Annotated in this window: 23 protein-coding genes; 10 read left to right on the forward strand and 13 right to left on the reverse strand. The window is 70.4% G+C overall.

Going from position 1 to position 23,174, the window contains the following annotated elements; translation table 11 throughout:
• Positions 1-78: 78 nt before the first annotated feature.
• From tyrS to J8403_RS32710, 5 genes are all read right to left on the reverse strand, one after another.
• Positions 79-1,497, reverse strand: a complete 1,419-nt coding sequence (gene tyrS, locus J8403_RS32690) for a tyrosine--tRNA ligase (RefSeq protein ID WP_211126299.1) — start codon at positions 1,495-1,497, stop codon at positions 79-81.
• 67 nt (positions 1,498-1,564) lie between these two features.
• The gene (locus J8403_RS32695; RefSeq protein WP_211126300.1) at positions 1,565-2,971 is read right to left on the reverse strand and encodes a metallopeptidase TldD-related protein; all 1,407 of its coding nucleotides are present in this window, start codon (positions 2,969-2,971) and stop codon (positions 1,565-1,567) included.
• 136 nt (positions 2,972-3,107) lie between these two features.
• Complete coding sequence (locus tag J8403_RS32700) at positions 3,108-4,649, reverse strand: TldD/PmbA family protein (protein ID WP_211126301.1); 1,542 nt, start codon at positions 4,647-4,649, stop codon at positions 3,108-3,110.
• Between the two features lie 197 nt (positions 4,650-4,846).
• Positions 4,847-5,050: a DUF397 domain-containing protein gene (locus J8403_RS32705; protein WP_211126302.1), complete on the reverse strand. Its 204-nt coding sequence runs from the start codon at positions 5,048-5,050 to the stop codon at positions 4,847-4,849.
• Positions 5,047-5,844 carry a helix-turn-helix domain-containing protein gene (locus J8403_RS32710; protein WP_211126303.1) on the reverse strand — a complete coding sequence of 266 codons (798 nt, stop codon included), beginning with the start codon at positions 5,842-5,844 and terminating at the stop codon, positions 5,047-5,049. The genes J8403_RS32705 and J8403_RS32710 overlap by 4 nt, the downstream gene beginning before the upstream one ends.
• A gap of 186 nt (positions 5,845-6,030) precedes the next feature.
• Between J8403_RS32710 and J8403_RS32715 the strand changes: the two genes are divergently transcribed.
• Positions 6,031-6,510, forward strand: a complete 480-nt coding sequence (locus J8403_RS32715; protein WP_211126304.1) for an ATP-binding protein — start codon at positions 6,031-6,033, stop codon at positions 6,508-6,510.
• A gap of 84 nt (positions 6,511-6,594) precedes the next feature.
• On the opposite strand, the gene J8403_RS32720 is transcribed toward J8403_RS32715, so the two are convergent.
• The 6 genes from J8403_RS32720 to J8403_RS32745 all read right to left on the reverse strand — a co-directional run bounded on the left by J8403_RS32720 (position 6,595) and on the right by J8403_RS32745 (position 13,527).
• Positions 6,595-6,795 (reverse strand): bacteriocin immunity protein, encoded by a 201-nt coding sequence (locus tag J8403_RS32720; protein ID WP_211126305.1) that lies wholly within the window; start codon positions 6,793-6,795, stop codon positions 6,595-6,597.
• A 152-nt stretch (positions 6,796-6,947) separates the two neighbouring features.
• On the reverse strand, positions 6,948-7,439 hold the full coding sequence (locus J8403_RS32725) for a hypothetical protein (RefSeq protein WP_211126306.1): 492 nt from the start codon (positions 7,437-7,439) through the stop codon (positions 6,948-6,950).
• Positions 7,439-11,815: a putative T7SS-secreted protein gene (locus J8403_RS32730; protein WP_246586097.1), complete on the reverse strand. Its 4,377-nt coding sequence runs from the start codon at positions 11,813-11,815 to the stop codon at positions 7,439-7,441. The genes J8403_RS32725 and J8403_RS32730 overlap by 1 nt, the downstream gene beginning before the upstream one ends.
• On the reverse strand, positions 11,815-12,336 hold the full coding sequence (locus J8403_RS32735; RefSeq protein WP_211126307.1) for a hypothetical protein: 522 nt from the start codon (positions 12,334-12,336) through the stop codon (positions 11,815-11,817). Before J8403_RS32735 ends, J8403_RS32730 begins: the two co-directional genes overlap by 1 nt.
• Complete coding sequence (locus J8403_RS32740) at positions 12,323-12,784, reverse strand: SseB family protein (RefSeq protein ID WP_246586098.1); 462 nt, start codon at positions 12,782-12,784, stop codon at positions 12,323-12,325. The genes J8403_RS32735 and J8403_RS32740 overlap by 14 nt, the downstream gene beginning before the upstream one ends.
• Before the next feature lie 155 nt (positions 12,785-12,939).
• Positions 12,940-13,527, reverse strand: a complete 588-nt coding sequence (locus J8403_RS32745) for a MarR family winged helix-turn-helix transcriptional regulator (protein ID WP_246586099.1) — start codon at positions 13,525-13,527, stop codon at positions 12,940-12,942.
• 254 nt (positions 13,528-13,781) lie between these two features.
• Here J8403_RS32745 and J8403_RS32750 point away from each other — a divergent pair, with 254 nt between their 5' ends.
• The 5 genes from J8403_RS32750 (at position 13,782) to J8403_RS32770 (ending at position 18,122) form a co-directional block, all read left to right on the forward strand.
• Positions 13,782-14,852 carry an alkene reductase gene (locus J8403_RS32750; protein ID WP_211126308.1) on the forward strand — a complete coding sequence of 357 codons (1,071 nt, stop codon included), beginning with the start codon at positions 13,782-13,784 and terminating at the stop codon, positions 14,850-14,852.
• Between the two features lie 74 nt (positions 14,853-14,926).
• Positions 14,927-15,805, forward strand: a complete 879-nt coding sequence (locus tag J8403_RS32755) for an NmrA/HSCARG family protein (RefSeq protein ID WP_211126309.1) — start codon at positions 14,927-14,929, stop codon at positions 15,803-15,805.
• A gap of 310 nt (positions 15,806-16,115) precedes the next feature.
• On the forward strand, positions 16,116-16,820 hold the full coding sequence (fabG, locus tag J8403_RS32760) for a 3-oxoacyl-[acyl-carrier-protein] reductase (protein ID WP_014059751.1): 705 nt from the start codon (positions 16,116-16,118) through the stop codon (positions 16,818-16,820).
• A 5-nt stretch (positions 16,821-16,825) separates the two neighbouring features.
• Positions 16,826-17,596 carry an enoyl-ACP reductase FabI gene (gene fabI, locus J8403_RS32765; protein ID WP_211126310.1) on the forward strand — a complete coding sequence of 257 codons (771 nt, stop codon included), beginning with the start codon at positions 16,826-16,828 and terminating at the stop codon, positions 17,594-17,596.
• Between the two features lie 199 nt (positions 17,597-17,795).
• Complete coding sequence (locus tag J8403_RS32770) at positions 17,796-18,122, forward strand: hypothetical protein (protein WP_211126311.1); 327 nt, start codon at positions 17,796-17,798, stop codon at positions 18,120-18,122.
• Between the two features lie 82 nt (positions 18,123-18,204).
• On the opposite strand, the gene J8403_RS32775 is transcribed toward J8403_RS32770, so the two are convergent.
• Positions 18,205-18,879 carry a FadR/GntR family transcriptional regulator gene (locus tag J8403_RS32775; protein ID WP_093460781.1) on the reverse strand — a complete coding sequence of 225 codons (675 nt, stop codon included), beginning with the start codon at positions 18,877-18,879 and terminating at the stop codon, positions 18,205-18,207.
• A 140-nt stretch (positions 18,880-19,019) separates the two neighbouring features.
• On the opposite strand from J8403_RS32775, the gene J8403_RS32780 reads away from it, so the two are divergent.
• The 4 genes from J8403_RS32780 (at position 19,020) to J8403_RS32790 (ending at position 21,700) form a co-directional block, all read left to right on the forward strand.
• Complete coding sequence (locus tag J8403_RS32780) at positions 19,020-20,408, forward strand: CynX/NimT family MFS transporter (protein ID WP_246586100.1); 1,389 nt, start codon at positions 19,020-19,022, stop codon at positions 20,406-20,408.
• A 171-nt stretch (positions 20,409-20,579) separates the two neighbouring features.
• Positions 20,580-20,696 carry an SGM_5486 family transporter-associated protein gene (locus J8403_RS44435; RefSeq protein ID WP_014059746.1) on the forward strand — a complete coding sequence of 39 codons (117 nt, stop codon included), beginning with the start codon at positions 20,580-20,582 and terminating at the stop codon, positions 20,694-20,696.
• Positions 20,697-20,847: 151 nt separating this feature from the next.
• Positions 20,848-21,066, forward strand: coding sequence for a hypothetical protein (locus tag J8403_RS32785; protein WP_211126312.1), 219 nt, complete (start codon positions 20,848-20,850; stop codon positions 21,064-21,066).
• Between the two features lie 115 nt (positions 21,067-21,181).
• Complete coding sequence (locus J8403_RS32790; RefSeq protein WP_211126313.1) at positions 21,182-21,700, forward strand: SixA phosphatase family protein; 519 nt, start codon at positions 21,182-21,184, stop codon at positions 21,698-21,700.
• Between the two features lie 166 nt (positions 21,701-21,866).
• On the opposite strand, the gene serB is transcribed toward J8403_RS32790, so the two are convergent.
• On the reverse strand, positions 21,867-23,102 hold the full coding sequence (gene serB, locus J8403_RS32795; protein WP_211126314.1) for a phosphoserine phosphatase SerB: 1,236 nt from the start codon (positions 23,100-23,102) through the stop codon (positions 21,867-21,869).
• Positions 23,103-23,174 lie beyond the last annotated feature (72 nt).

Genomic DNA, 23,174 nt, shown 5'->3' on the forward strand with positions numbered 1-23,174 from the left:
GCACCGGCCGCCGCGTTCGTCCGGCGTCCAGCGGTGAGGCGGGCGGGTGACTACCCCCCGCCCACCGGGGCGCGCGAGTTACACCCCGCTCACCTGGGCGATCTTCCGTCCGGCCTTGAGGTAGACCGTGCCGGAGCCCGCCGTCACCCCGGTGGACGCCAGCGTCTCCGCGACCACCTCGGCCAGCGGACGCACCGCCTGGGCCTCGGGCAGCACCACCGACTCCTGGCCGCCCTCGGTCTCGATCACCAGCCGCAGACCGTTCTGCTTGGCGACCCGGCGGGCGGCCGAGGCGCTGGGCTGGAACTCCAGCACCTTGCTCAGCACGGTCGCGATGGACTCGGCGCCGTGCTCCCCGGCGTCGACCACCGGCAGCGTCTCGACGTCGGTGAAGCTCTTCTTGGAGAACTGGGCGACGAAACCCGCACGGGCCGCCATCGCCCTCTCGACGCCGTACAGCGCCGCCACGACCTCACCGGCCAGGACCTTTTTCAGGTCCATCGGGTGCAGCGACCGCTCCTCCACCCGGGCGGTCGCGGCGGCGATCTCCGCGTCCGTCCACTCGGTCCATGCCTCCAGGTACGGCTTCATCAGCCGGTCCGGAATCGACATGATCTTGCCGAAGACATCGTCGGCGGTCGCGGACAGCGCGACATAGTTGCCCTTGGACTTGGACATCTTGGCGCCGGTGCCGTCCGTGCCCTCGATCAGCGGCATCGTGACCACCAGCTGCGGGCGCTGCCCGCGCAGCTCCATCAGCTTGCGGCCCATCTGCAGATTGAGCAGCTGATCCGCGCCGCCCAGCTCCACATCGCACTCCAGCGCCACCGAGTCGAGGGCCTGCGCGATCGGGTACAGCAGCTCGGACATGGTGAGCCCCGAGCCGGCGGCCAGCCGGTTGCGGAAGTCCTCGCGCTGCAGCAGCTGGGAGACCGGCACCTGGGAGAGCAGCCCCAGCAGCTCGGGGAAGGTGTAGGGCGCCAGCCACTCGCTGTTCTGCCGGAAGCTGACCTTCTCGAAGTCGAAGAAGGGCCGGACCTGGTCCTGGTAGCCCGCGAGGTTCCGGGCGATGTCCTCGTCGGTCAGCGGCGGGCGCTCCGCCGTACGGCCCGACGGGTCGCCGATCTTGGCCGTGAAGTCGCCGATCAGCAGGGTGACGTCATGCCCCATGCGCTGGAAGCGGTTGAGGATGATCATCGGCACCACATGGCCGAGATGCACATCGGCGGCCGTCGGGTCGATGCCCAGCTTGATGGCCAGGCCCTGGCCCGCGCCGCGGCGCTCCTCGATCCGCTTGGCCAGCTCCGCCACGCCGGGCAGGATCTCGACCGTACGGGACGCGATCAGCTCGGCCTGCTCCGTCGGCGACAGGTCCGTCAGATCGATATAGCGCCGCGAGCCCGTCTCCTCGAGCAGCCGCTCGACGGTCTTGTCGGAGGAGAGGTCCTGGGAGAGGAGCTCGGTGGCGCGGGCGACGGATTCGCCGAGGCGTGTCATGGCGTTCCTGGGGATAGACGAAACGGATACGGATCAGATCGGGCGTGGACCAGTCTATTCGGCTCGTTCACACCCCCTTGCTGACCGAGCTCATATTGAAGTCCGGGATGCGCAGTGCGGGCACCGCGGCGCGGTTGAAGTAGTCGCTCCACTCCCGCGCCAGCGTCCGCTCGGTGCGGCCCGCCTCGGTGGCGCGGGCGAGCAGATCCACCGGCGATTCATTGAACCGGAAATTGTTCACCTCGCCGACCGCCTCGCCGTTCTCCACGAGATAGACGCCGTCCCTGGTCAGGCCGGTGAGCAGCAGCGTCGCCGGGTCGACCTCGCGGATGTACCACAGGCAGGTCAGCAGCAGCCCGCGCTCGGTCGAGGCGACCATCTCCGCCAGCGAGCGGGTGCCGCCCGCGTCCGCGATCAGGTTGTCGACCGGGGGAGCGAGGGGCAGCCCGGTGAGACCGGCCGTGTGCCGGGTGGTGATCAGCTGCTGGAGTACGCCGTCGCGGATCCAGTCGGTGGCGGACAGCGGCAGACCGTTGTCGAAGACCGAGGCGTCGTCCCCGGAGGAGTGCGTGATCACGAACGGCGCCGCCTCGAGCCCGGGCTCGGCCGGGTCGCTGCGCAGCGTGAGGGGCAGCTCGGACAGCTTCTCGCCGACCCGGGTGCCACCGCCCGGCTTGCTGAAGACCGTACGGCCCTCGGCCGCGTCCCGCGCCGAGGAGGACCACAGCTGGTCGATCAGCAGATCGGCCACGGCGCTCGGGGGCAGCAGCGTCTCATAGCGGCCGGCCGGCAGCTCGATCCGCCGCTCGGCCCAGCCCAGCCGCCGGGCGAGCTCGGCGTCGATCGCGGCCGGGTCCACATCGGTGAAGTCGCGGGTGGCCCGCCCGGCCCAGGCCGAACGCGGTGCGGCCTTGCCATTACCAGCGGACTTGGCGTTGACCTCGAGCGTGCCGGTCGGCTGGTCATGGCGCAGCCGCAGCCCCGTGGACGTGCCCAGATAGCTGGAGACCAGCTCATGGTGGGCGAAGCCGTACAGCTCCCGGCCGCCCGCGCGGGCCCGGGCGAAGGACTCGCCGAGGGCGGGGGCGAAGTCGGCGAACACCTCGGAGGAGGTCACGGCGGGGGAGTCGGTGAACCCGGGGGAGACCGCCGCACCCGCGTCCCGCTCCACCAGCGGCTGGGCGTCCTCGGCCGGCTCCGCCTCCCGCGCGGCCGCCTCGGCGGCCCGGACCAGCGGCTCCAGCTCGTCGGCGGTGACCGCGGACCGGGACACCACACCCGAGGCGGTGCCCTGTCCGCCGTTCACGGTGGCCACGACGGTCAGGGTGCGGCCGCGGGTGACCCCGTTGGTCGTCAGGGCGTTGCCCGCCCAGCGCAGATTGGCCGTCGAGCTCTCGTTCGCGATCACCACACAGCCGTCCGCACGGGACAGCTCCAGGGCGCGCTCGACGATTTCATGCGGCTTCACGCTCATCCTTTTCCCCTGTTCGCCCCGCCGCGGCAGCGGCTACTCGTTACCTCAGCGGCTCCGCCGCGGGCACTGTCGTCCGCGCGGCGCAGAGGCGCGGGAATCGTCGTCGGCTGCGGCCCGGCGGCCGCGCGTACGTCACTCACGCGCGTCCCGCCTCCTGGGTGGTGTTGAGGATGTTGACGCCGCGGAACAGCGCCGACGGGCAGCCGTGCGAGACGGCCGCGATCTGCCCGGGCTGGGCCTTGCCGCAGTTGAAGGCGCCGCCCAGGACATACGTCTGCGGCCCGCCGACGGCCGCCATCGAACCCCAGAAGTCGGTGGTGGTGGCCTGGTAGGCGAAGTCGCGCACCTGCCCGGCGAGAGCGCCGTTCCTGATGCGGAACGCCCTTTGCGCCGTGAACTGGAAGTTGTACCGCTGCATATCGATCGACCAGGAGCGGTCGCCAACCAGATACAGACCGTTCTCGACGTCCCCGATCAGCTCCTCCGTCGAGGGGCCGCCGGGGGCGGGCTGGAGCGATACGTTCGCCATCCGCTGCACCGGCACATGGCCCGGCGAGTCGGCGAACGCGCAGCCGTTCGACCGCTCGAAGCCGGTCAGCCGGGCGATCCGGCGGTCCAGCTGATACCCGACGAGCGTGCCGTCCTTCACCAGATCCCAGGACTGCGCCGCCACCCCCTCGTCGTCGTACCCGATGGTGGCCAGCCCGTGCTCGGCCGTCCGGTCCCCGGTCACGTTCATGACCTGCGACCCGTACTTCAGCGACCCGAGCTGATCGAAGGTGGCGAAGGAGGTGCCCGCGTACGCCGCCTCGTAGCCGAGCGCGCGGTCCAGCTCGGTGGCGTGGCCGATCGACTCGTGGATGGTCAGCCACAGATTGGACGGGTCCACCACCAGGTCGTACGACCCGGCCTCGACGGATGGCGCACGCATCTTCTCGGCCAGCAGTTCCGGGATCTCCGCCAACTCCGCGTCCCAGTCCCAGCCGCCATCCGCGCCGGGGCCCGCGGTCAGATACTCCCAACCGCGCCCGACCGGCGGGGCCAGCGTGCGCATCGAGTCGAACTCCCCGCTCGCCGGGTCCACCGCGACGGCGGTCAGCTGCGGATGGAGCCGGACGCGCTGCTGGGTGGTCGTGGTGCCGGCGGTGTCCGCGTAGAACTTGTTCTCGTGAACGGTGAGGAGCGACGCGTCCGCGTGCGCGACCCCCTCGGCCCGCAGCAGCCGCTCACTCCACTCGGCGAGCAGCCCGGTCTTGTCGGCGTCCGGCACCTCGAACGGGTCGACCTCGTACGAGGAGACCCAGGTCTGGTCGGCATGCACCGGCTCCGGCGCGAGCTCCACCCGCTCATCGGACCCGGCGGCCTCGATCACCTTGGCCGACAACTTCGCCATCGCCACCGCCTGCGAGGCGACGCGGGCGGCGGCGTCCATGCTCAGGTCCACCCCCGAAGCGAACCCCCACGCCCCACCGTGCACCACCCGCACCGCGTACCCCAGGTCGGTGTTGTCCGAGGCCCCGGACGGCCTGGCATCCCGCAACCGCCAAGCGGCACTGCGCACCCGCTCGAACCGGAAGTCGGCATGCTCAGCCCCGAGCGCCCGAGCCCGCGCGAGCGCCGCGTCGGCGAGCGCCCTCAGCGGCAGCGCAAGGAAGGACGGATCAATCTCGTGCGCCACGGGCGACTCCCCTTCGTCGGTTCTGGCGATGGTGTTGTCCGTCGGCAGTGAACCATGTTGGTGCGGTGTGGGGCGCGGCAATTCGGGAGTGACATCGGGCGGCCTGTCGCGTCGTAGGTCCAGGTCGAGCGCAGGCCGCTCGGGCACGGGTGAAGACAACGGCCGCCCCGGTTGCCCGGGGCGGCCCGAACGGGTGGTTACGCGCCGAACTCCCCAGCCGTGAGACGGCCGATGAACGCGTCCCACTGGCGTATGGAGAAGGCGAGTTGTGATCCGTGGCGGTCCTTGGAATCCCGTACGCGGACGGTGTCGGCGGTGGCGGCCACCTCGACGCACATGCCGCCCTCACCGCTGCTGTAGCTGCTCTTGAACCACGACAGTTCGATGTCGTTGTCGTTCACGTTTCTCCCCGCAGTTTCTCGATGAAGTCCAGCGACTCCCGTGGAGTGAGAGCCTGGGCCCTGATGATCCCGTAGCGCTGTTCGAGCGTGCGGACCGCTTTGCGATCCGTCAGCAATCTGCTGATGTCCTGAGCCTCTACGTAGGCCATCATCTGGCGCCCCTTGGGCTCCAGCAAGGCAAAGGGGCCGCCCGCTCCGGCGTGCTCCTCCAGCCCCGTCGGCATGACTTGAAGATCTACATTTCGCATCCGGCCGATGTGCAGCAGATGTTCCAACTGCGCGCGCATCACCGGTGTTCCGCCGCATGGTCGGCGCAACACCGCCTCCTCGGTCACGAAGCTCATGATGGGCGGGGGTTGCCGAGTGATGAGTTCCTGCCGGGCCAACCGGGCGGTGACCCGCTGCTCGATGGTTTCCTCGCCCAGCATCGGGCGTTGCATCGTGAAGACAGCGCGGGCGTAATCGCCGGTCTGGAGCAATCCGTTGATCACCTGGTTCTCGTACGCGTGGAACTCGACCGCCTGCGCCTCCAGCCGTGCCGCGCCCCGGAAGAACGCCGGGAGCTGTACGTTGGCGACTTCCTCCCTGGCGGCCCGCAGCACCCCGAACGCCTCCAGCGCCTCGTCCGCCGCGTCCAGGAAGTCCGGCTGTGGCACCCGGCGTCCCTGCTCGACCGAGGAGACCTGCTCCTCGCTGTACCCGATCGCCTCACCCAACTGCGCCTGTGTGAGCCCCGCCCGTTCGCGGAAGAGCTTCACCTGCCTGCCGATGCACTTGACGATGTCACCCGCCATGACCCACCCACCTCCTTGCGCGAGAACGCGCCCCTTCCCCTCGGCGTCACGGCGGTCCTCCCGTACGGGCACCGGCCGTGCCCGTACCGCGACCCTGCGTACCCGCCGCCCGTCTGGTCAGGCTAGGCGCGCTTCGCCACGCTCGGTGACGTGAATGGCGAAAATCCCCCTAGCGGTACGTTCGAGATGTTCTTCACCTCTTCCCGGCACGGTGCCCGGCTCGCCCGGCGCCTCGTCGTCCGCAGACTGGAGGAATGGGGCATCCCCCGAGACAGTGACGCCTCGCAGAGCCTCGCGCTGATCGCGGGGGAACTCGCGGCGAACGCAGTGAGCCATGGGCATGTGCCCGGTCGGCACTTTCATCTGCGGCTCAGCGTTCAGCCGCCGCCCAGCCGGGACGGCCGTCGGGCCCCCGTTTCGGCCAGGATCGAGGTGTCCGACGCCCGCGACGAGCGGCGCCCCGTGCTCCGTAACCAAGGAGACGAGACGGAGGACGGACGCGGGCTGCTGCTCGTGGACGCGCTGGCCTCGAAGTGGGGTGTGGCGGAGCGGGGCGTCGGCAAGACGGTGTGGTGCGAATACGCCATCGCTCCCGAGGGGTGCCGGTCGCAGCAGGTCGCGGGAGACACTCGAGCCGACGACGCGCGGTGGTGGGGGCGCGGATGAGCAGGCCCGCCGTGGTGAAGCGGGTTGGGCTGCCCGCGCTCGGCGGAGTCGATACTTAATCGTCCTCGCCTGACGCAAGAGGATTCACAGTGCGATAGGTCGATAAGCGAGTGCTTTGTCAACGACCTCTGTCGGGGGGAGGGGCGGATCGGAATAGTAAATCAGGTCCAGTACGCGAGGGTGCGGAACATGCCTGAGTTTGAGGACCAGTTCGTCGTGTTTCTTTTCTGTACCCTCCCCGGCCATGATCCTCGTGACCAGATCGACAAGTTCGTCTCGTGTCATTTGACCTCGCTCTCGTGCCTACCAGGCTCCCTGGTCGCCTTGATGATATGCAGGGGGTCCAGCACTTCCCTATGGCACTGCGCTCGGGAGTAGCTTTATCGGCCCCCATGGCGACGTTTGATTGATCTCGACGTGTGATGCTCTGGTACTTCTCAGTCCTCGAAAGTCGGCCGTAGGTAGACTGACTGAATTCCTTGTGTAGATCCGCCCAGCACAATTCCCTTGGCGATTTCGACATGCCATTCGGCGTCATCGCGATCATGCGGGCTCGTCGCGAACCAGCCAGTGGATCGGTTGTATCGTCGACCCCAGTGCCGAGCCGGGATTGACAGAGAGACGCCCTCTTCGTATGGCTCGCTTGGCTGCAGAAAGACCAGTCCGGGGCGCGCCTCGGGCGCATCGAAATCCTCGTTGCGCCAACTGGTGTAGGGCTCGTATCCCCATACGTAGAGGGCTCTGCATGTTTGTACGCTGATTTCGATTTGCAGGGTGTCAATCGACACGCTGGTGAACCCCCTGCCGCCCTCGTTCGTTACCAGTTCCTTCGCATTTGCGGCCTGGAAACGGAAGCCGTACTCCGACTTGCTGTACAGAAGTTCACCCGGCAGGGCGTTGGAAGGTTGCCACAGCGCTTCTATTGTCATTACTCTCTCGTAAAATTGAAATGCAGAATCGTGTTGGTATTCGTGTCAATCACCAGTTCCCATTTGCCCTCCCGGCCATGGAAACTACCGGGAGTGTCCCATCGGACCGCCCCTTCAGTGCCGCGTGGATCGGCATAGGGCGCACTTCCCTCCATCACTTCCCGTATCGTCAGTCGTGAATCTGTGAACGGACGGGATCGGACGAAAGCCCTGCCGCCATCCTTGTCGTTCTTTATCTCGTGAACGTCGTCAAGGTGACGTTCCACTGTGCGCGTCATCTTGAGGTTGTCAACATCGATCTTACTTGCGTCTTCACAGGCGCTGAGCCCCAGAGGGTCTGTCCAGTGGTGAGGACTGCGAACATAGCTGTAGTGATTGGGGGCAGGCTCGAGCCCCAAGGGGTCTGGCGAGGCGTAGCGGGCCGTTTCCGGGTCGTAGTGGCGGAAGTAGTTGTAGTGGAGGCCGGTTTCCGGGTCGGCGTATTGGCCTGGGAAGCGGAGGGGGCAGTCGACCGAGCCGGACGGGGCGGGGAGGAGCGTGCCCCAGAGGGTGGTGCGGTGTTGCCAGGCGAGGGTGCCGTCGGGGGTGACCAGTTCGGTGGGGGTGCCGACCAGGTCGGTGATGATGGCGTGGAAGTGGGCCTTGGATTCGCGATTCTCGGTCTGGGTTATCGGGCGGTGGGTTCCTGGGGCGTAGTCCCAGGTCAGCGTCGCGCCCTCGGCCGTCGCCCGCTGTGCCAGCCTCGTGCCGTCCCAGGTGAATTCCACCGCCTCGGCGACCGTGCCGTCCTCCGCCAGCCGCTGCTTGGCGGTGCGGCGGCCCAGTGGGTCGTAGGTGTAGTGCCAGCGCTCGCCGTCCGGCGTCGTCGCGTCCGTCAGGCGGTCTTCCGCGTTCCAGGTGTAGGTCCAGGTGCGGGTCTGGCCGTTGAGGAGTTTGCGGGTACGGCGGGTCAGGCGGCCCTGGGCGTCGTGTTCGTATGACGTGCGGCCCGCGCGGTGGATCAGCGTGCCCGTGAACTCCCGGGCGCCGGGCGCCTCGTGGCCTGTGGCCGTGGCGTGCGTCAGGTTGCCCGTCGCGTCGTACGCGTAGGTCTCGGTCCAGCCGTGGGCGTGGACCGCCGTCACGCGGCCGACCGGGTCGAGGTCGAAGCGGCGGGTGCCGGACGTCAGCTCGCGGATTTCGGTGAGGTGGTCGTCCGGCCGGTAGCTGTACGCCCGGTGCTGGATGAGGGCGTTGGCCGGGCCGGTGACGGTCTGGCCCGTCATGCGGTCCACGGCGTCCCACGCCTGGGTCAGGGTCACGTCGTCGCCGAACGTGCGCATCGTCTCGCGGCCCGCCGCGTCGTACGCGAAGTGCAGGGAGTTGTCCGCCGTGGTGAGGGTCGTCGGGCGGCCTGTCGCGTCGTACGTCCAGGTCGAGCGCAGACCGCTCGGAGTGATTCGCTCCGTGCGGTTGCCCGCCGCGTCGTACGCGTACGACGTTGTACGGTCGCCCACCGTCTCCGACAGGACCCGGCCCCGCGCGTCATACGTGCGGCTCAGCTCCGTGTCCGGGTTCGCCGCCCGCGTCAGGCGCCCCGCCGCATCGTACGCGAACGTCGTCTCCGCGCCGTCCGCCGTGCGCGTCGAGACCGTGCGGCCCAGCGCGTCGCGCGTGTACGCCAGGGCTTCGCCCGCGCCGTTCTCCCGGGATATCAGGCGGCCCGCCGCATCGTGTTCGTACGACAGCGTGCGGCCGTTGAAGTCCGTTTCCGAGACGACCTGCCCCGCCCCGTCGTACGTGTACGTCCACGTCAGGCCCTGCGGGTTCGTGACCCCGGTCAGGCGCAGCTCGGTGTCGTACGTGAAGGCGTACGTCGCCCCGTCCGGCTCGGTCCGCGTCGCCGGGAGGTCGAAGTGGGTGTGGGTGTGGCGGGTGGAGTTGCCCGCCGGGTCGGTGTGTTCGAGGAGGTTGCCCTCGGCGTCCCAGGTCCAGGTCTCGCGGCTGCCGTCCGGCCGGGTGCGCCAGGCGGGCTTGCCCTCGATCGTCCAGCCTTGGCGGGTGACATGGCCCAGGGGATCGGTGACGCGGGTGATGCGGCCATGGGTGCCCCGGCGGACCCGTGTCGTGTTGCCCAACGCATCGGTGACCTCGATCGGGAGGCCCGCCGCGTCGCACACGATGCGGGTGGTGTGGCCAAGGGGGTCGGTGACGGAGGTCAGGTTCCCCGACTCGTCGTACGCGTAGTGCGTTTCCGCGCCCATGGGGTCCGTCGTCCGGACGCGGTTGCCCCGCTCGTCGTAGGCGTGACGCCATACCGCGCCGTCCGGTTCGCGCACCTCCAGCGGCCGGCCGTCCCCGTCGTACGTGGCCGTGGCCGCCGTGCCGTCCGGGCGGTCGACGCGTATCAGGTTGCCGGAGTCGTCGTACGCGTAGCGCGTGGTGTGGCCCAGCGGGTCGGTCACCGACAGCGGCAGGCGGCGCGTCTCCGGATCCCACTCGGTGTGCGTGGTGTGGCCCAGCGCGTCGGTGCGGGACACCGCCCGGTACGCCTCGTCGAAGACGTAGGTGATGCGGTGGCCGAGCGAGTCCGTGTAGACGGTGGTGCGGGACGCCTCGTCGTAGTGGAAGCGGCCGGTCATCATGTCGTCCGAGCCGATGGTGCGCAGCACCCGGCCCCGGTGGTCATAGACGTACCCGAAGCTGGTGCCGTTGCGGTCCGTCCATGAGGTGACGCGGTGCTGGTCGTCGTAGGTGAACCGCATCGGCTCTTCGGCGGAGTTGAAGACCTCGGTCAGGTCGCCCGCGCCGTTGTAGCCGAAGGAGACCAGTGTGGTGCCCTCCTCGGCGGCACCGACGCCCAGGAGCCGCAGCGCGGTGATGCGCGCGAGCTCCGGATCGGTGTCGATCGCGATGCGATAGCCGCCGGAGTGCGCCACCTCGCGCGGGGTGCCCTCCTCGTCGTAGGTGAACGTGATGGACCGGCCGTTGCGGTCCTCGATCACCTCCAGAGGGAGCTCGTTGCCGTTGCCGGCCAGCGGGGTGAAGTGCAGCGTGTGGTCCCGCTCGGGTATCTCGATCCGCATCGTGCCGCCCGCCGCGCCGTCCCAGCGCAGCGGCCAGCGCGGGCCCCGCGCCGGATAGGTGTCCTCCCCGGGTGTCGGCACCCCGTAGCGCAGCACCATGCCGTCGGCCGTGACGAACACGATCCCGTCCGCGTCCAGCTCCAGCCGCTGGTCGAGCGTGGCCGCCCAGGTGCGGCCGAACCAGCCGCCGCAGGTGTGCCCGGAGACGAAGGTGCGCTCCAGGACCAGGGGGAGCGCCCCGGGCAGGGACACGTCCGTGGCCGGCATGACCATCTCGCCGGTGGCGACGTCGACCGGGTCGGTCTCGCAGTCCTTGTCGCGCGTATGCCGGTCCTGCGTCCCCTCGCTGTCCGCCCGGCGGGACGCCTCGCCGTCCCGGCCCAGGTCCCTCTTGCGGAGCGCCAGCCGCTGCGCGGCGGTCTGGCCCGTCCGGAGCTCCTTGCGCAGCGCGCTCGCGCCGCCCGTGGCCAGGGCCAGCAGCAGCGACGGGGTGATCTCGCCCGCCGCGCGCAGCGGGTCCTTGGACCACATGTCCCAGTTCGTGACCGCCTTCGCGAACTCCTTGGGGTGCTGGGCCGCGTACGCCGCGCCGTCCGCCATGCCGGCCAGCTGCATCGCCAGGCCCTTGCCGTCGCCCTTGACGATCGAGGCGGGGATCTCGCCCAGGCCCAGGATGCCGTGGTGGACCTTCCACAGCCCGTCCTTGAAACTGTCCCCGACCTTCTGCCAGTTGCTCGGCTTGTCGGGGGCCTTCTCCGCCGCCTCGTCGATCTTCTTCTTCGACGCGTCGACGACCAGCTGTAACTCCTCGATCAGCTTGTCCAGCCGACCGACGCACGACTCCATCGCGGCGATGCCCGGATCGGTCTCCGAAGGCCGGTCCGGCAACTGCTCGTCGCCGCGCTTCACCGCGTCGTTGTACGTCTCGACCTTCGTGTGGTGCGCCTTGGACGCCGCCCGTGCCGCGTCCGCGTCCTCGATGATCGGCTCACAGCGCTTCTGCACCGACCGCAGCTTGGTCGCGTACGCCGCCAGCGCACTCGCCGCATGGGTGAACTGGTCGTGGCCCGAGGTCAGTTCCTTCGGCAGCCGGTCGACCGACTTACGGAACTCGCTCGCGCCCTTGCCCGACCAGTCCGCCAGCTCCAGCGGCCTGAGCTTGTCCTTGCCGTCCTGGAAGGCGCCCGCGTACGCGCGCAGCTCCAGCACCAGGTCGTCGATGTCGTCCGGATCGCCGGGGATCAGGTCCTTGGGCTTGGCGTCCACCGGTATTCGAATCTGCGGGGTCCGCCCCGCGTCCGGATCGCCCATCAGGACTCGTCCTCGTACTCACCCAGCAGCTTGCGCGAGAACTTCGACAATCCCGTCTCCTCCGGGCGCTTCTCCATCTCGGGAGCGCCCACATGCTCCCAGGACCACTTGCCCGCGCCGCCGGAGGGGAGCTTGGCCATGTTCTCGTCCGAGGGCCAGAAGTCCTTCACCCGCAGCAGATCCGCCAGCATGTATCCGGCCACCGCCTCGTACAGCCGCTCGACGACCGCATCGGCGTGATCGGCCAGTTCCCCCATGCCGAAGCCCCACTCCTTGAGGAATCCCTTGCCGGATTCCAGGAGTTCGGGCGCGCCGCAGTGCTGGAGGTAGCCCGTCAGCTTCTCTTGGCCGTTCTTCACGGCGCGGGCTCCGACGACCGACTCCTCCAGCGGGGCGATCAGGCCCTTCACCGACTCGATCTCGATCTTGTAGCCGTCGGCGCCTTCGTTTCCGCCGTACTTGCCGTGCTCGCCGCCCTCGCTGGGGGCGCGGTTCACATTCCGCGCGTCAGGATCCGCCACCGTCAGCCCCCTCGCGCTCGCCCTCGCCGTGGCCGTCCGCTTCCCGGCGCCCGGCTTGCCGTTCCTCGGCTTCGCGGCCATCCGCTTCGCGGCCGTCCGCTTCCCGGCCGTCCGCTTCCCGGCCCTCCGCGTCGCGCAGCGTCCGCGCGTCCAGCAGGAAGGGGCGCTCACCCAGCGGATCCACCAACGCCCGTACGCCCTCGGGCAACAGCTCCACCAGGTCCTCGGCCGTCGTGGACGCCCAGCCGCACGCCCCCGCGAAGAGCGCGAGCCCTTCGAGCGAGGTGAAGACCGGGACCAGCGGACCGCCGTCGGCGGTCTCCGAGACCAGGAAGCCCGGGTGCTCCGGGCGCTGGAAGTACAGCCGCGCCGTCCGCAGCGCGGCCCACTTCTCGCGCTCGGTCATCCGCGCGGCGGTCTCCTGGCGGACGAGGTCCGCCAGCGTCATCTTGCCGCCCTGACCAGGCGGCCTTCCGTCCCCTCCCCCAAACATGCGGGCCATCTTCGCACGGGTGACCGACACCTTCCGTAATCGACGCGCCGCTCCTCGCGTTCGCCGGCCCGATGCGTTCCTGGGCGTCGACGGCCTCCGTCCGCTGAGCCCTAGCGCTCCGTTTCCGCGCTCGCCGGGTCGTCCGTGCCCAGGGGGCCGTCCGTGCCCAGGGGGTCGTCCGCGCTCGTGGGGTCGGCCGTGGCACGTACGAGGTTCTGCTCCAGGTGCTCCAGGGTGTGCAGGGCCGCGGCGCTTTCGTCGTCCGAGAGGCCCGCCGTCGAGATCTCCTCGAGCCGGCTCCAGACCCGCTCCACCTCACGGCGCAGCGCGTGGCTGGCCGCGGTGGGTTCGATGAGCGAGGCGCGCTTGTCGGTGGGGGAGGGGCGGCGGCGGACGAAGCCGGCCTGTTCCAGGCGCCGGACGGTGCGGGTCATGGTGGCGGCGTCGGAGTCCATCAGCCGCACCAGGTCGGCCTGGCGCTGGGGGCCGAGTTCCCACAGGTGCATCATCACCAGCTCCTGGCCCGGGTGCAGGCCGATGCGGCGCAGCAGCTGTCCCGCGAACATGCGGTGCAGCCGGGCCAGGCGAAAGATCGCATGGCTGACCGGCCCGCCTCTGGCGGCGCCCGGCAGCGGGACGGTGGCCTCCTGCCCCATCCCCGCGGCGCTGTTCCCGGCCTCCGGCGTGGACTGCGTCATCTCGTGCTCGCCCTTCCTGCTCGGTCATCTTAATGCTCGGACAGGAACCAGCTTAGTGCCGCGATATGCGCTCCGGTTATGCCGTACATCCCGCCTGTTGCCTGGCCGGATCCCCCGACAGTGGCATGGATCACGGTCGACCGGGAATGCGACACCACGATTTACTTGTTCGGACAGTTAATGGTGTGATGGACGCCAGGACAGCGGCGCGCCGCACCTCGCGGCGGCCTCCATGTCGAAGAAGGAAAGTGATCATGTCGACGGCATTCGACCCGTATGACCTGGGCGGTACCCGCCTGGCCAACCGCATCGTGATGTCCCCGATGACCCGCAGCCGCGCCTACGGCCCGGGCACGAGCCCGACCGATCTGACCGCGACCTACTACGCACAGCGGGCGAGCGCCGGGCTGATCGTCACCGAGGGGATCCAGCCCTCGGTGATCGGACAGGGCTACCCCGACACCCCGGGCCTGCACTCCGCCGAGCAGGTCGCGGCCTGGCGGAAGGTGACCGACGCCGTGCACCGCGCGGGCGGGGTGATCTTCGCGCAGCTCATGCACGCCGGCCGGATCGGCCACCCCAGCCTGCTGCCGGACGGCCTGGTGCCGGTCGGCCCCTCCGCCGTGACGCCGCAGGGAAAGGTGTTCACCCACGACGGCCCCAAGGACTTCGTCACCCCCAAGGCGCTGACCGAGACCGAGATCGCGCGGACCATCGAGGACTTCGCGGCCGCGGCGCGCAACGCGATCGCGGCCGGGTTCGACGGCGTGGAGATCCACGGGGCGAACGGCTACCTGGTCCACCAGTTCCTCGCCCCCAACGCCAACCGGCGCACCGACGCCTGGGGCGGCTCGGTCGACGGCCGCGTCCGCTTCGGCGCCGAGGTGGCGGCCGCGGTGGCCGGGGCCGTCGGCGGCGAGAAGGTCGGCTTCCGCATATCGCCCGGCAACCCAGTCAACGACATCGCCGAGGACGACCTCCAGGAGACCTACGGCGCCCTGGTGGCCCGGCTGGCCCCGCTGGGCCTGGCCTATCTGCACCAGATGGAGGCCCCGGGCGTACGCGACCTGACCGCCCGGCTGCGCAAGGAGTGGCCCGGCACCTTCGTCCTCAACCCGTCCACCGGCGACGATCCGACCGGCCCGGGCGAGCTGCCGCTGGTGGCCGACGGTACGGCGGACCTGCTCGCCTTCGGCGCGCTGTTCCTGGCCAACCCCGACCTTCCGGCCCGCCTCACCGCCGGTGGCCCCTTCAACACCCCCGAACGCGCCACCTACTTCGGCGGCGACCACCGCGGCTACACCGACTACCCCGCCCTCGGCTGAGCCGCGTCCCCGCCCGCATCCGCAACGCCTGCCTGACCGAACACGACCAGCTCAACCGCGAAAGAGGAGAGAACATGACCACCCACACCGACAAGCGGACCATTCTGGTCCTGGGCGCGACCGGCAACCAGGGCGGCTCCGTCGCCCGCGAGCTGCTGCGCCGGGGCCACCCGGTGCGCGCGCTGACCCGCGACCCGCGCTCGGCGAAGGCACAGGAGCTGGCCGCGGCGGGCGCCGAGGTCGTCGCGGGCGACCTCGACGACCCGCGTTCGCTGGACGCCGCGTTCCGCGGTGTGTACGGGGTCTACAGCGTGCAGACCTTCATGGGCCCCGGCGGGATCGAGGCCGAGGAGCGGCAGGGCCGCGCGGTCGCCGAGGCCGCGGCACGGGCCGAGGTGGCACACCTCGTCTACGGCTCGGTCGGCGGCGCCGAGCGCGACCCCGGAGTCCCGCACTTCGACAGCAAGGCCCGCATCGAGAAGCACATCACCGGCCTCGGACTGCCCGCGACCATGCTCCGCCCGACCTACTTCATCAACAATTTCGCCTTCATGGGCCCCGCCCGCGACGCGGACGGACTCGTGCTCGGCCTGGCCCTGAAGCCCGGGACGGCGCTGCAGATGATCGCCCCCGAGGACATCGGCCTGTTCGCCGCCGACGCCTTCGACCACCCCGAGGAGTACATCGGCACCCAGCTCGAGCTGGCCTCCGAGGAGCTCACGGGTCCGCAGATGGCCGAGGTGTTCGAGAAGGTCTCGGGCATCCCCACCCGCTTCCAGGAGCAGGATCTCGATCAGCTGCGGCAGGCCAGCTCCGAGATGGGCGCCATGTTCGCCTGGTTCAACGACCACGGCTACCGGGCGGACATCCCCGCCCTGCGCGCTCGGCACCCCCAGCTGACCACCCTGGAGACCTGGGCCCGCCGGGCATGGACGGCCCCCGCCGCCCAGTAGCCCCAGGGCTCCGGCCACCCCGGCGGACCCGGGGTGGCCGGTCCGGGGACGGCTCGCCGCGAGGGCCCGCGGCCGCCGGGTTTCTGTAGGAAGTCGACAGGGAGGGACACACGCCCCTGTGGGTGCCCGATTCCTCCTCGGGGGCCTGGGACCGATAGTTTGCGGGGGTAGGGGTCGGCGCGCGCTGTGCATCGTCCCGGCACGTCACATCGACGGACGCCGAAGGACGACGACGGACGCCGACAGACATCGACGGACGGCGACGGACATCGACAGCCGTCGACAAAGATCGACAAGAGAAGGTGGTCCCTTGAGCCGCTCGGTTCTCGTCACCGGAGGCAACCGCGGCATCGGCCTCGCCATCGCCCGTGCCTTCGCCGATGCTGGCGACAAGGTCGCCATCACCTACCGCTCCGGCGAGCCGCCGGCCGACCTGCTCGCGGTCAAGTGCGACATCACCGAGCCGGAGCAGGTCGAGCAGGCGTACAAGGAGATCGAGGAGAAGCACGGCGCGGTCGAGGTCCTGGTGGCCAACGCCGGGGTCACCCGCGACCAGCTGCTGATGAGGATGTCCGAGGAGGACTTCGCCACCGTCCTCGAGACCAACCTCACCGGCACGTTCCGCGTGGTCAAGCGGGCCAACCGGGGGATGCTGCGGGCCCGTAAGGGGCGCGTGGTGCTGATCTCGTCGGTCGTCGGGCTGATGGGTTCGGCCGGTCAGGCGAACTATGCCGCGTCCAAGGCGGGCCTGGTGGGCTTCGCCCGCTCCCTCGCCCGTGAGCTGGGCTCGCGCAACATCACCGTCAATGTGGTCGCGCCCGGTTTCGTCGACACGGACATGACGCGCGCGCTCAACGACGACCAGCGCGAGAACATCGTGAAGCAGGTACCGCTCGCGCGTTACGCGCAGCCCGAGGAGATCGCCGCCTCGGTCCGCTTCCTGGCCTCCGACGAGGCCGCGTACATCACTGGAGCCGTCATCCCTGTCGACGGCGGATTGGGCATGGGTCACTGAACGTCATGAGTGGAATTCTCGCTGGTAAGCGCATCCTGGTCACAGGCGTCATCACCGAGGCGTCCATCGCCTTCCACGCCGCCAAGCTGGCCCAGGAGGAGGGCGCCGAGGTCATCCTCACCGGCTTCGGCCGGGTCTCCCTCGTCGAGCGGATCGCCAAGCGGCTGCCCAAGCCCGCCCCGGTCATCGAGCTGGACGTGCAGAACCAGGAGCAGCTGGACGGCCTGGCCGACAAGGTGCGCGAGCACCTGGGCGAGGGTGTCGACCTCGACGGCGTGGTGCACTCCATCGCCTTCGGCCCGCAGGGCGCGTTCAACTTCCTCGGGGGCAGCTGGGAGGACGTCGGCACCGCCGTGCACGTCTCGGCCTACTCCCTCAAGGCGCTCACCATGGCGTGCCTGCCGGTGATGCCGCGCGGCGGCTCGATCGTCGGCCTGACGTTCGACGCCCAGTTCGCCTGGCCGAAGTACGACTGGATGGGCGTGGCCAAGGCCGCGCTGGAGTCCACCAGCCGCTACCTCGCCCGCGACCTCGGCGAGAAGAACGTGCGCTGCAACCTGGTCTCCGCCGGGCCGATCAAGTCCATGGCCGCGAAGTCCATCCCCGGCTTCGAGGAGCTCGCGGACGTGTGGAACCACCGGGCCCCGATCGGCTGGGACCTGACCGACCCGGAGCCGGCCGGCCGCGGCGTCGTCGCCCTGCTGTCCGACTGGTTCCCGCGCACCACGGGCGAGATCGTGCATGTCGACGGCGGTGTGCACATGATGGGTGCCTGAGCCCACGGCGTTTCCGCGCGACGGCCGCCGTCCCGCCCCCGCGAACCGGGGGCCGGGACGGCGGCCGTTCCGTGTGCGCGTTCACCCGTTCGGGGGAGCAGGATGCGCGTCCGGGTGGTGGGCACCCGCACTGTGGAGTCATACGACGAACCGACTCACCGGAGCGCCAGCGCCAGCGGCACGGCCGAGGAGGTCCCGCATGCGTACGACCCGCCGTGTCGCGGCCGCGCTGCTGCTCGTCGCCACGGTGGGTCTGGTCATCGCCGCCTCCAGCTCCGCAGCCCAGGAACGGCCCAAGCGGCGCGAGGCCGCCTGCAGCACCTCGGTGCGCGGCTCGCACGCCACGGCCAGCTGCTTCAACCCCAACCCCAACGCGGACCGGGTGCAGCTGCATGTCGAATGCGACCGCTGGTGGGACCCGGACATGGACGCCCGCCCGGTGGAGGTCGCCCCGGCCCAGCACGTGGACCTCGCCGAGCGCTGCTGGAAGGAGATACGGAAGGCGTGGGTGAGCCACCACCGCTGAGCGCCGGGCCCACGCGCCCGAAGCCCGCCGCCTGCGTTCAGGCGTTTTGGCCGGCCGCGATCGCTCAGCGTGCGCTTGTCGCTCAGCGCGCGCGGAAACGGCAGCCGAACGGGTGGGTGCTGGCCTCGGCCGCCGCTTGTTCCCCGTCCCCCTCCCGGATCGCCTCCACCAGCCGTCCGTGGTCCACATACGTGTCCGGGCCCATCCCGCTGCCCACGTCCGCGCGCAGGAAGTCCCGTACGACCGCGCCCAGATCCGCGTACAGCTCCGCCAGCACATCGTTGTGCGAGGCGGCGACCACCGCCATGTGCAAGGTGGCGTCCGCCTCGACGAACGCGTCCGGGTCGCCCGCCTCCCAGGCCCGCTCGCGCCGGTCCAGCTGGGCGTCCAGCTGCTTGAGGTCCTGTTCGGTGCGGCGCTCCGCGGCGAGCTGGGCCGCCTTGGTCTCCAGGGCGCTGCGCAGCTCGGCCACATGACGGGGGTCGGCGGCGGCGAAGCGGCGGTGCATCACCCCGGCCAGTTCGCTGGTCGCCAGCACATAGGTGCCCGAGCCCTGGCGGATGTCCAGCAGCCCGTTGTGCGCGAGGGCGCGTACGGCCTCCCGCACGGTGTTGCGCGCGACCCCCAGCTGCTCGACCAGCTCGGGCTCGGTGGGGATCCGCGAGCCCACCGGCCATTCGCCCGAGGTGATCTGGGCGCGCAGCTGGGCGATCACCTGGTCGGCGAGGGCGGAGCGCCGGGGCGAGGTCAGCGGCATGACTCTCCTGTGCGTGGGGCGGATGTGGCCCGAGGTGAACGAACGGGTCGAGCGGGCCCTTCCATGATGCCGTCAGGCCGTTACCGGGCGGTCGCTCACCACTGGACGACCATTCATCCCATCATTCTATGATGGTCGGCATGCACACGCCCCCGTCTGACGATCTCGCGACGCTCGACACCGCCGACTCCGCGTCCCGCCCGGCGGAACCGGGAGGCCCGCGCCGCGCTCCCTCGCCCTGGCGAGGCCGCGTCATGGCGGCAGGGCTCATCCTCGCCGCGCTCAATCTGCGCCCCGCCGTCACCAGTCTCGGCCCGCTGCTCGAAGAGGTCCGCGCCGACCTCGGGATGAGCGGCACCGTCGCCGGAGTGCTCACCTCCGTGCCCGCGGCGTGTTTCGCGCTCTTCGGGTTCACCGCACCACGGCTGGCCCGGCGCTGGGGGCCGGTGGCCATCGTCTGCGCCGGGCTCGCCGCCATCGCCACCGGTCTGCTGCTGCGCCCCCTGGCCGGCGGGACCGTGGCCTTCCTCGCGGCCAGCGCGCTCGCCCTGGCCGGGATCGCGGTGAGCAACGTCCTGATGCCGGTGATCGTCAAGCGCTGGTTCCCGGACCGGGTCGGCTCGATGACCGGGCTGTACTCGATGGGCCTGTCGCTGGGCACCGCCGCCTCAGCGGCGGTCACCGTGCCGTTGACCGACGCGCTGGGCGGCTCCTGGCGGACCGGACTCGGGGCGTGGGCGCTGCTCGCCGCGGTGGCGCTGGTGGCGTGGCTGTTCCTCGCCCGCGACCGTACGAGCGGTGCGGGGGCGGACGGCGCCGAGGCGACTCGTACGGAGGCGACCGCCAGCGGGGCGGGCCGTACGGACGCGGGCCGTACGGACGCGGACGCGGCGGCCACGGACGAGAGCGCCGCCGCGGCCGAGACCGCCGCCCCGGCCGACGGGCCCGCGATCCGCATCACCCGCAGCCCCCTCGCCTGGGCGATGGCCGTCTTCTTCGGCTTCCAGGCCACCGCCGCGTACATCTCCATGGGCTGGATGCCGCAGATCTTCCGGGACGCGGGGGTCTCCGCCTCCACCTCCGGACTGCTGCTGGCCGTGATGATGGCCATGGGCGTGCCGCTGGCCTTCGTCCTGCCGAGGATCGCCGCCCGGCTGCGGCACCAGGGCGTCCTGGTCGTCATCCTCGGCGTCTTCGGCCTCACCGGTTACGCCGGGCTGTGGCTTGCCCCGGCCGGCGGCGCCTGGGCCTGGGCCCTGCTGCTGGGCATCGCCAACTGCGCCTTCCCGCTCGCCCTCACCATGATCGGCATGCGGACGAGGACCCACGCGGGCGTGGTCCGGCTGTCGGCCTTCGCGCAGTCCGTCGGCTATCTGCTGTCCATCCCGGGCCCGCTGCTGGTCGGCGTGCTCTACCAGCACAGCGGCGGCTGGGGACAGCCCATCGCGCTGATGGCCGGCTTCATGGTGCCGCAGATCATCGCGGGCGTGCTGGCCGGACGCGACCGCACCCTCGAGGACGAGCGCTGATCGGTGTCGCGTGCGAGCACTGATCGGGGTTCGCGTACGAGGGCTGCTCGGGGTCGCGTACGAGGGCTGCTCGGCATCGCGTACGAGCGCTGATCCCTGTCTGCGCGGGCCGATCCGTGTCGGGTGCGAGGGCTGCTCGGCGTCGCGTACGGGGGATGGGAGACTGGTGCCATGCCAGTGCTCGATGAGAACCCCCCGGACGGCCAGAAGAAGCTCCTCATCATCCTCGGCGTGATGCTCGGCATCACCGTGGTCGTCGGCGTGATCGCCACCCTCGCCTCGCCCTGACCCGGGGCGGGGGACCGGATGGTGGGGCTGGCCCCACCATCCCCTAGGGGGCTGGGCTCAGGGGTAAGTGGGTGGCTCACCGGATGGGAGCCGCCCCGCCCGCTCCGTACCGTCGAACCATCGACACGTTCGGCGACCCGGAGGCGATCCCATGTCCGCCCGCACCCGTACCCGGCCCGCACATCCGGTGGGCAGTGGCATGGACGTCCGGCTGCCGTGGTGGGCGGTCGTTCTCCCGACCGTGGCCTTCGCGGCGCTGCTGCTGCTGCTCACCGGGCCCACCGACGCCCATGCCGAGAGCGGTGTCTCCGGACCGGTCTCGCAGGTCGTGGAGTTGCTGCACAAGACCTTCGGGGACGCGGCACCGTGACCACCGTAGGCGGTGGTGATCAGCTGTGTCCGCCATATCGCGGGTGTGCTCACGTTTGACGAGGTCGTTCCAACACCCTGCGCCTCGTGCACCGATTCATGCGAAGCTGGGACGCATGAGCGTCGATGTGCCCCGCAGGATTGTCCTCCTTCGACACGCCAAGGCCGACTGGCCCCAGGTGGCCGACCATGAGCGCCCGCTCGCGGAGCGCGGCCGCAATGACGCCCCGCTCGCCGGGCGCCGGATCGCGGAGGCCGGTCTCACCCCCGAACTCACCCTCTGCTCCACCGCGCTGCGCACCCGTGAGACCTGGAAGCTGGTGGTCCACGAGCTGCCGCACCGCCCCAAGACCGTCTACGAGGAGCGGTTGTACGACGCCCCGGTCGGTCAGCTCATCGAGGTGATCAATGAGACCGCGGACGATGTCACCGATCTGCTGGTCGTCGGTCACAACCCCGGGATGCACGGCCTCGCCGACGCATTGGCGGGCGAGGCCGACGAGGGCGCCAGGGAGTGGATGGAGCGTGGAGCCTTCCCCACCTCCGCGTTCGCCGTCGTGACCTTCAGCGGCTCGTGGAAGTCGGTCGAGATCGGCTGCGGGCGCCTCGCCGGCTTCTGGGCGCCCCACGAGTGATTGCCGATTTCCCGCGATTCCTGGGATTTCCGGGATCCCGCGATTCCTGGGATCCCCGGGTGATCCCCCGGGCGTGATCTGAGCCGCACCGGCCCCCGCTCCGCCGTCGTACGGGGAGTGGGGGCCGGTGCGCGTTCCGGGCCGGGATCCGTCAGCCCTGGGTGCGTCAGTCCACGTGCGCGTCCGCCGCCTCGACCTCTTCGCGGGTCACGCCCAGCAGATACAGCACGGTGTCGAGGAATGGCACGTTCACGGCGGTGTGCGCGGCCTCGCGGACCACCGGCTTGGCGTTGAAGGCGACACCCAGCCCGGCCGCGTTCAGCATGTCCAGGTCGTTGGCCCCGTCGCCGATCGCGACGGTCTGCACCAGCGGCACCCCCGCCTCGGCCGCGAAGCGCCGCAGCAGCCGGGCCTTGCCCGCCCGGTCCACCACCTCGCCGACCACCCGGCCGGTCAGCTTGCCGTCCACGACCTCCAGGGTGTTGGCGGAGGCGAAGTCCAGCCCCAGCCGCTCCTTGAGATCGTCGGTGACCTGCGTAAAGCCACCGGAGACCACGCCCACCTGATAGCCGAGACGCTTCAGGGTGCGGATCAGCGTACGGGCGCCGGGGGTGAGCCGGACCTCGGCGCGCACCTTCTCCACCACGGACTCGTCGATCCCCGCCAGCAGCGCGACCCGCGCGTGCAGCGACTGCTCGAAGTCCAGCTCACCGCGCATCGCCCGCGCCGTGACCTCGGCGACCTCGGCCTCGCAGCCCGCATGGGCGGCGAAGAGCTCGATCACCTCGTCTTGGATCAGGGTGGAGTCCACGTCCATGACCACCAGGCGCTGCGCCCGGCGCTGCAGCCCCGACGACACCACGGCCACATCGACACCGATATCGGCGGCCTCGATGGCCAGCGCGGTGCGCAGCGGCTCCGTCTCGGCGCCGGACACCTCGAACTCCACGGCCGTCACCGGATACTTCGCCAGCCGGAAGATCCGGTCGATGTTGCCGCCGGTGCCGGTGATCCGGGAGGCGATGGCGGCGGTGGACTCGGCGGTCAGCGGATTGCCCAGCACGGTGACATGCGACCGGCCGGTGCCACGCGGGCGGTTGTCGCCGCGGCCGGAGATGATCTCGGCCTGGAGCCGCATCGACTCCGCCCAGCTGTGCACGGTGGCCCGCAGATCGCCCTCGGCGCCGTCGGCCTTCGGGGCCGTGACCAGGACGCACAGCACGATGCGGCCCCGGGTGACGACCTGCTCTATGTCCACTATGTGCACGCCGTAGGCGGCGAGGGTGTCGCAGAGCCCGGCGGTGATACCGGGGCGGTCCTTGCCGAAGATCTTGACAAGGAGGGTGGGGACATCGTCGTCGTCCGGGACGGCGGTGACAGGGGGGATCCGCGATGTGCTCATGGTCTTCCCACCGTATCCGGCCCTTCCCGCGCCGCGCGCGGCAGCCCGCACCGTGGACGGCCGCCTGAGGCG

Source organism: Streptomyces yatensis (assembly GCF_018069625.1).
GTDB classification, from domain to species: Bacteria; Actinomycetota; Actinomycetes; order Streptomycetales; family Streptomycetaceae; genus Streptomyces; species Streptomyces yatensis.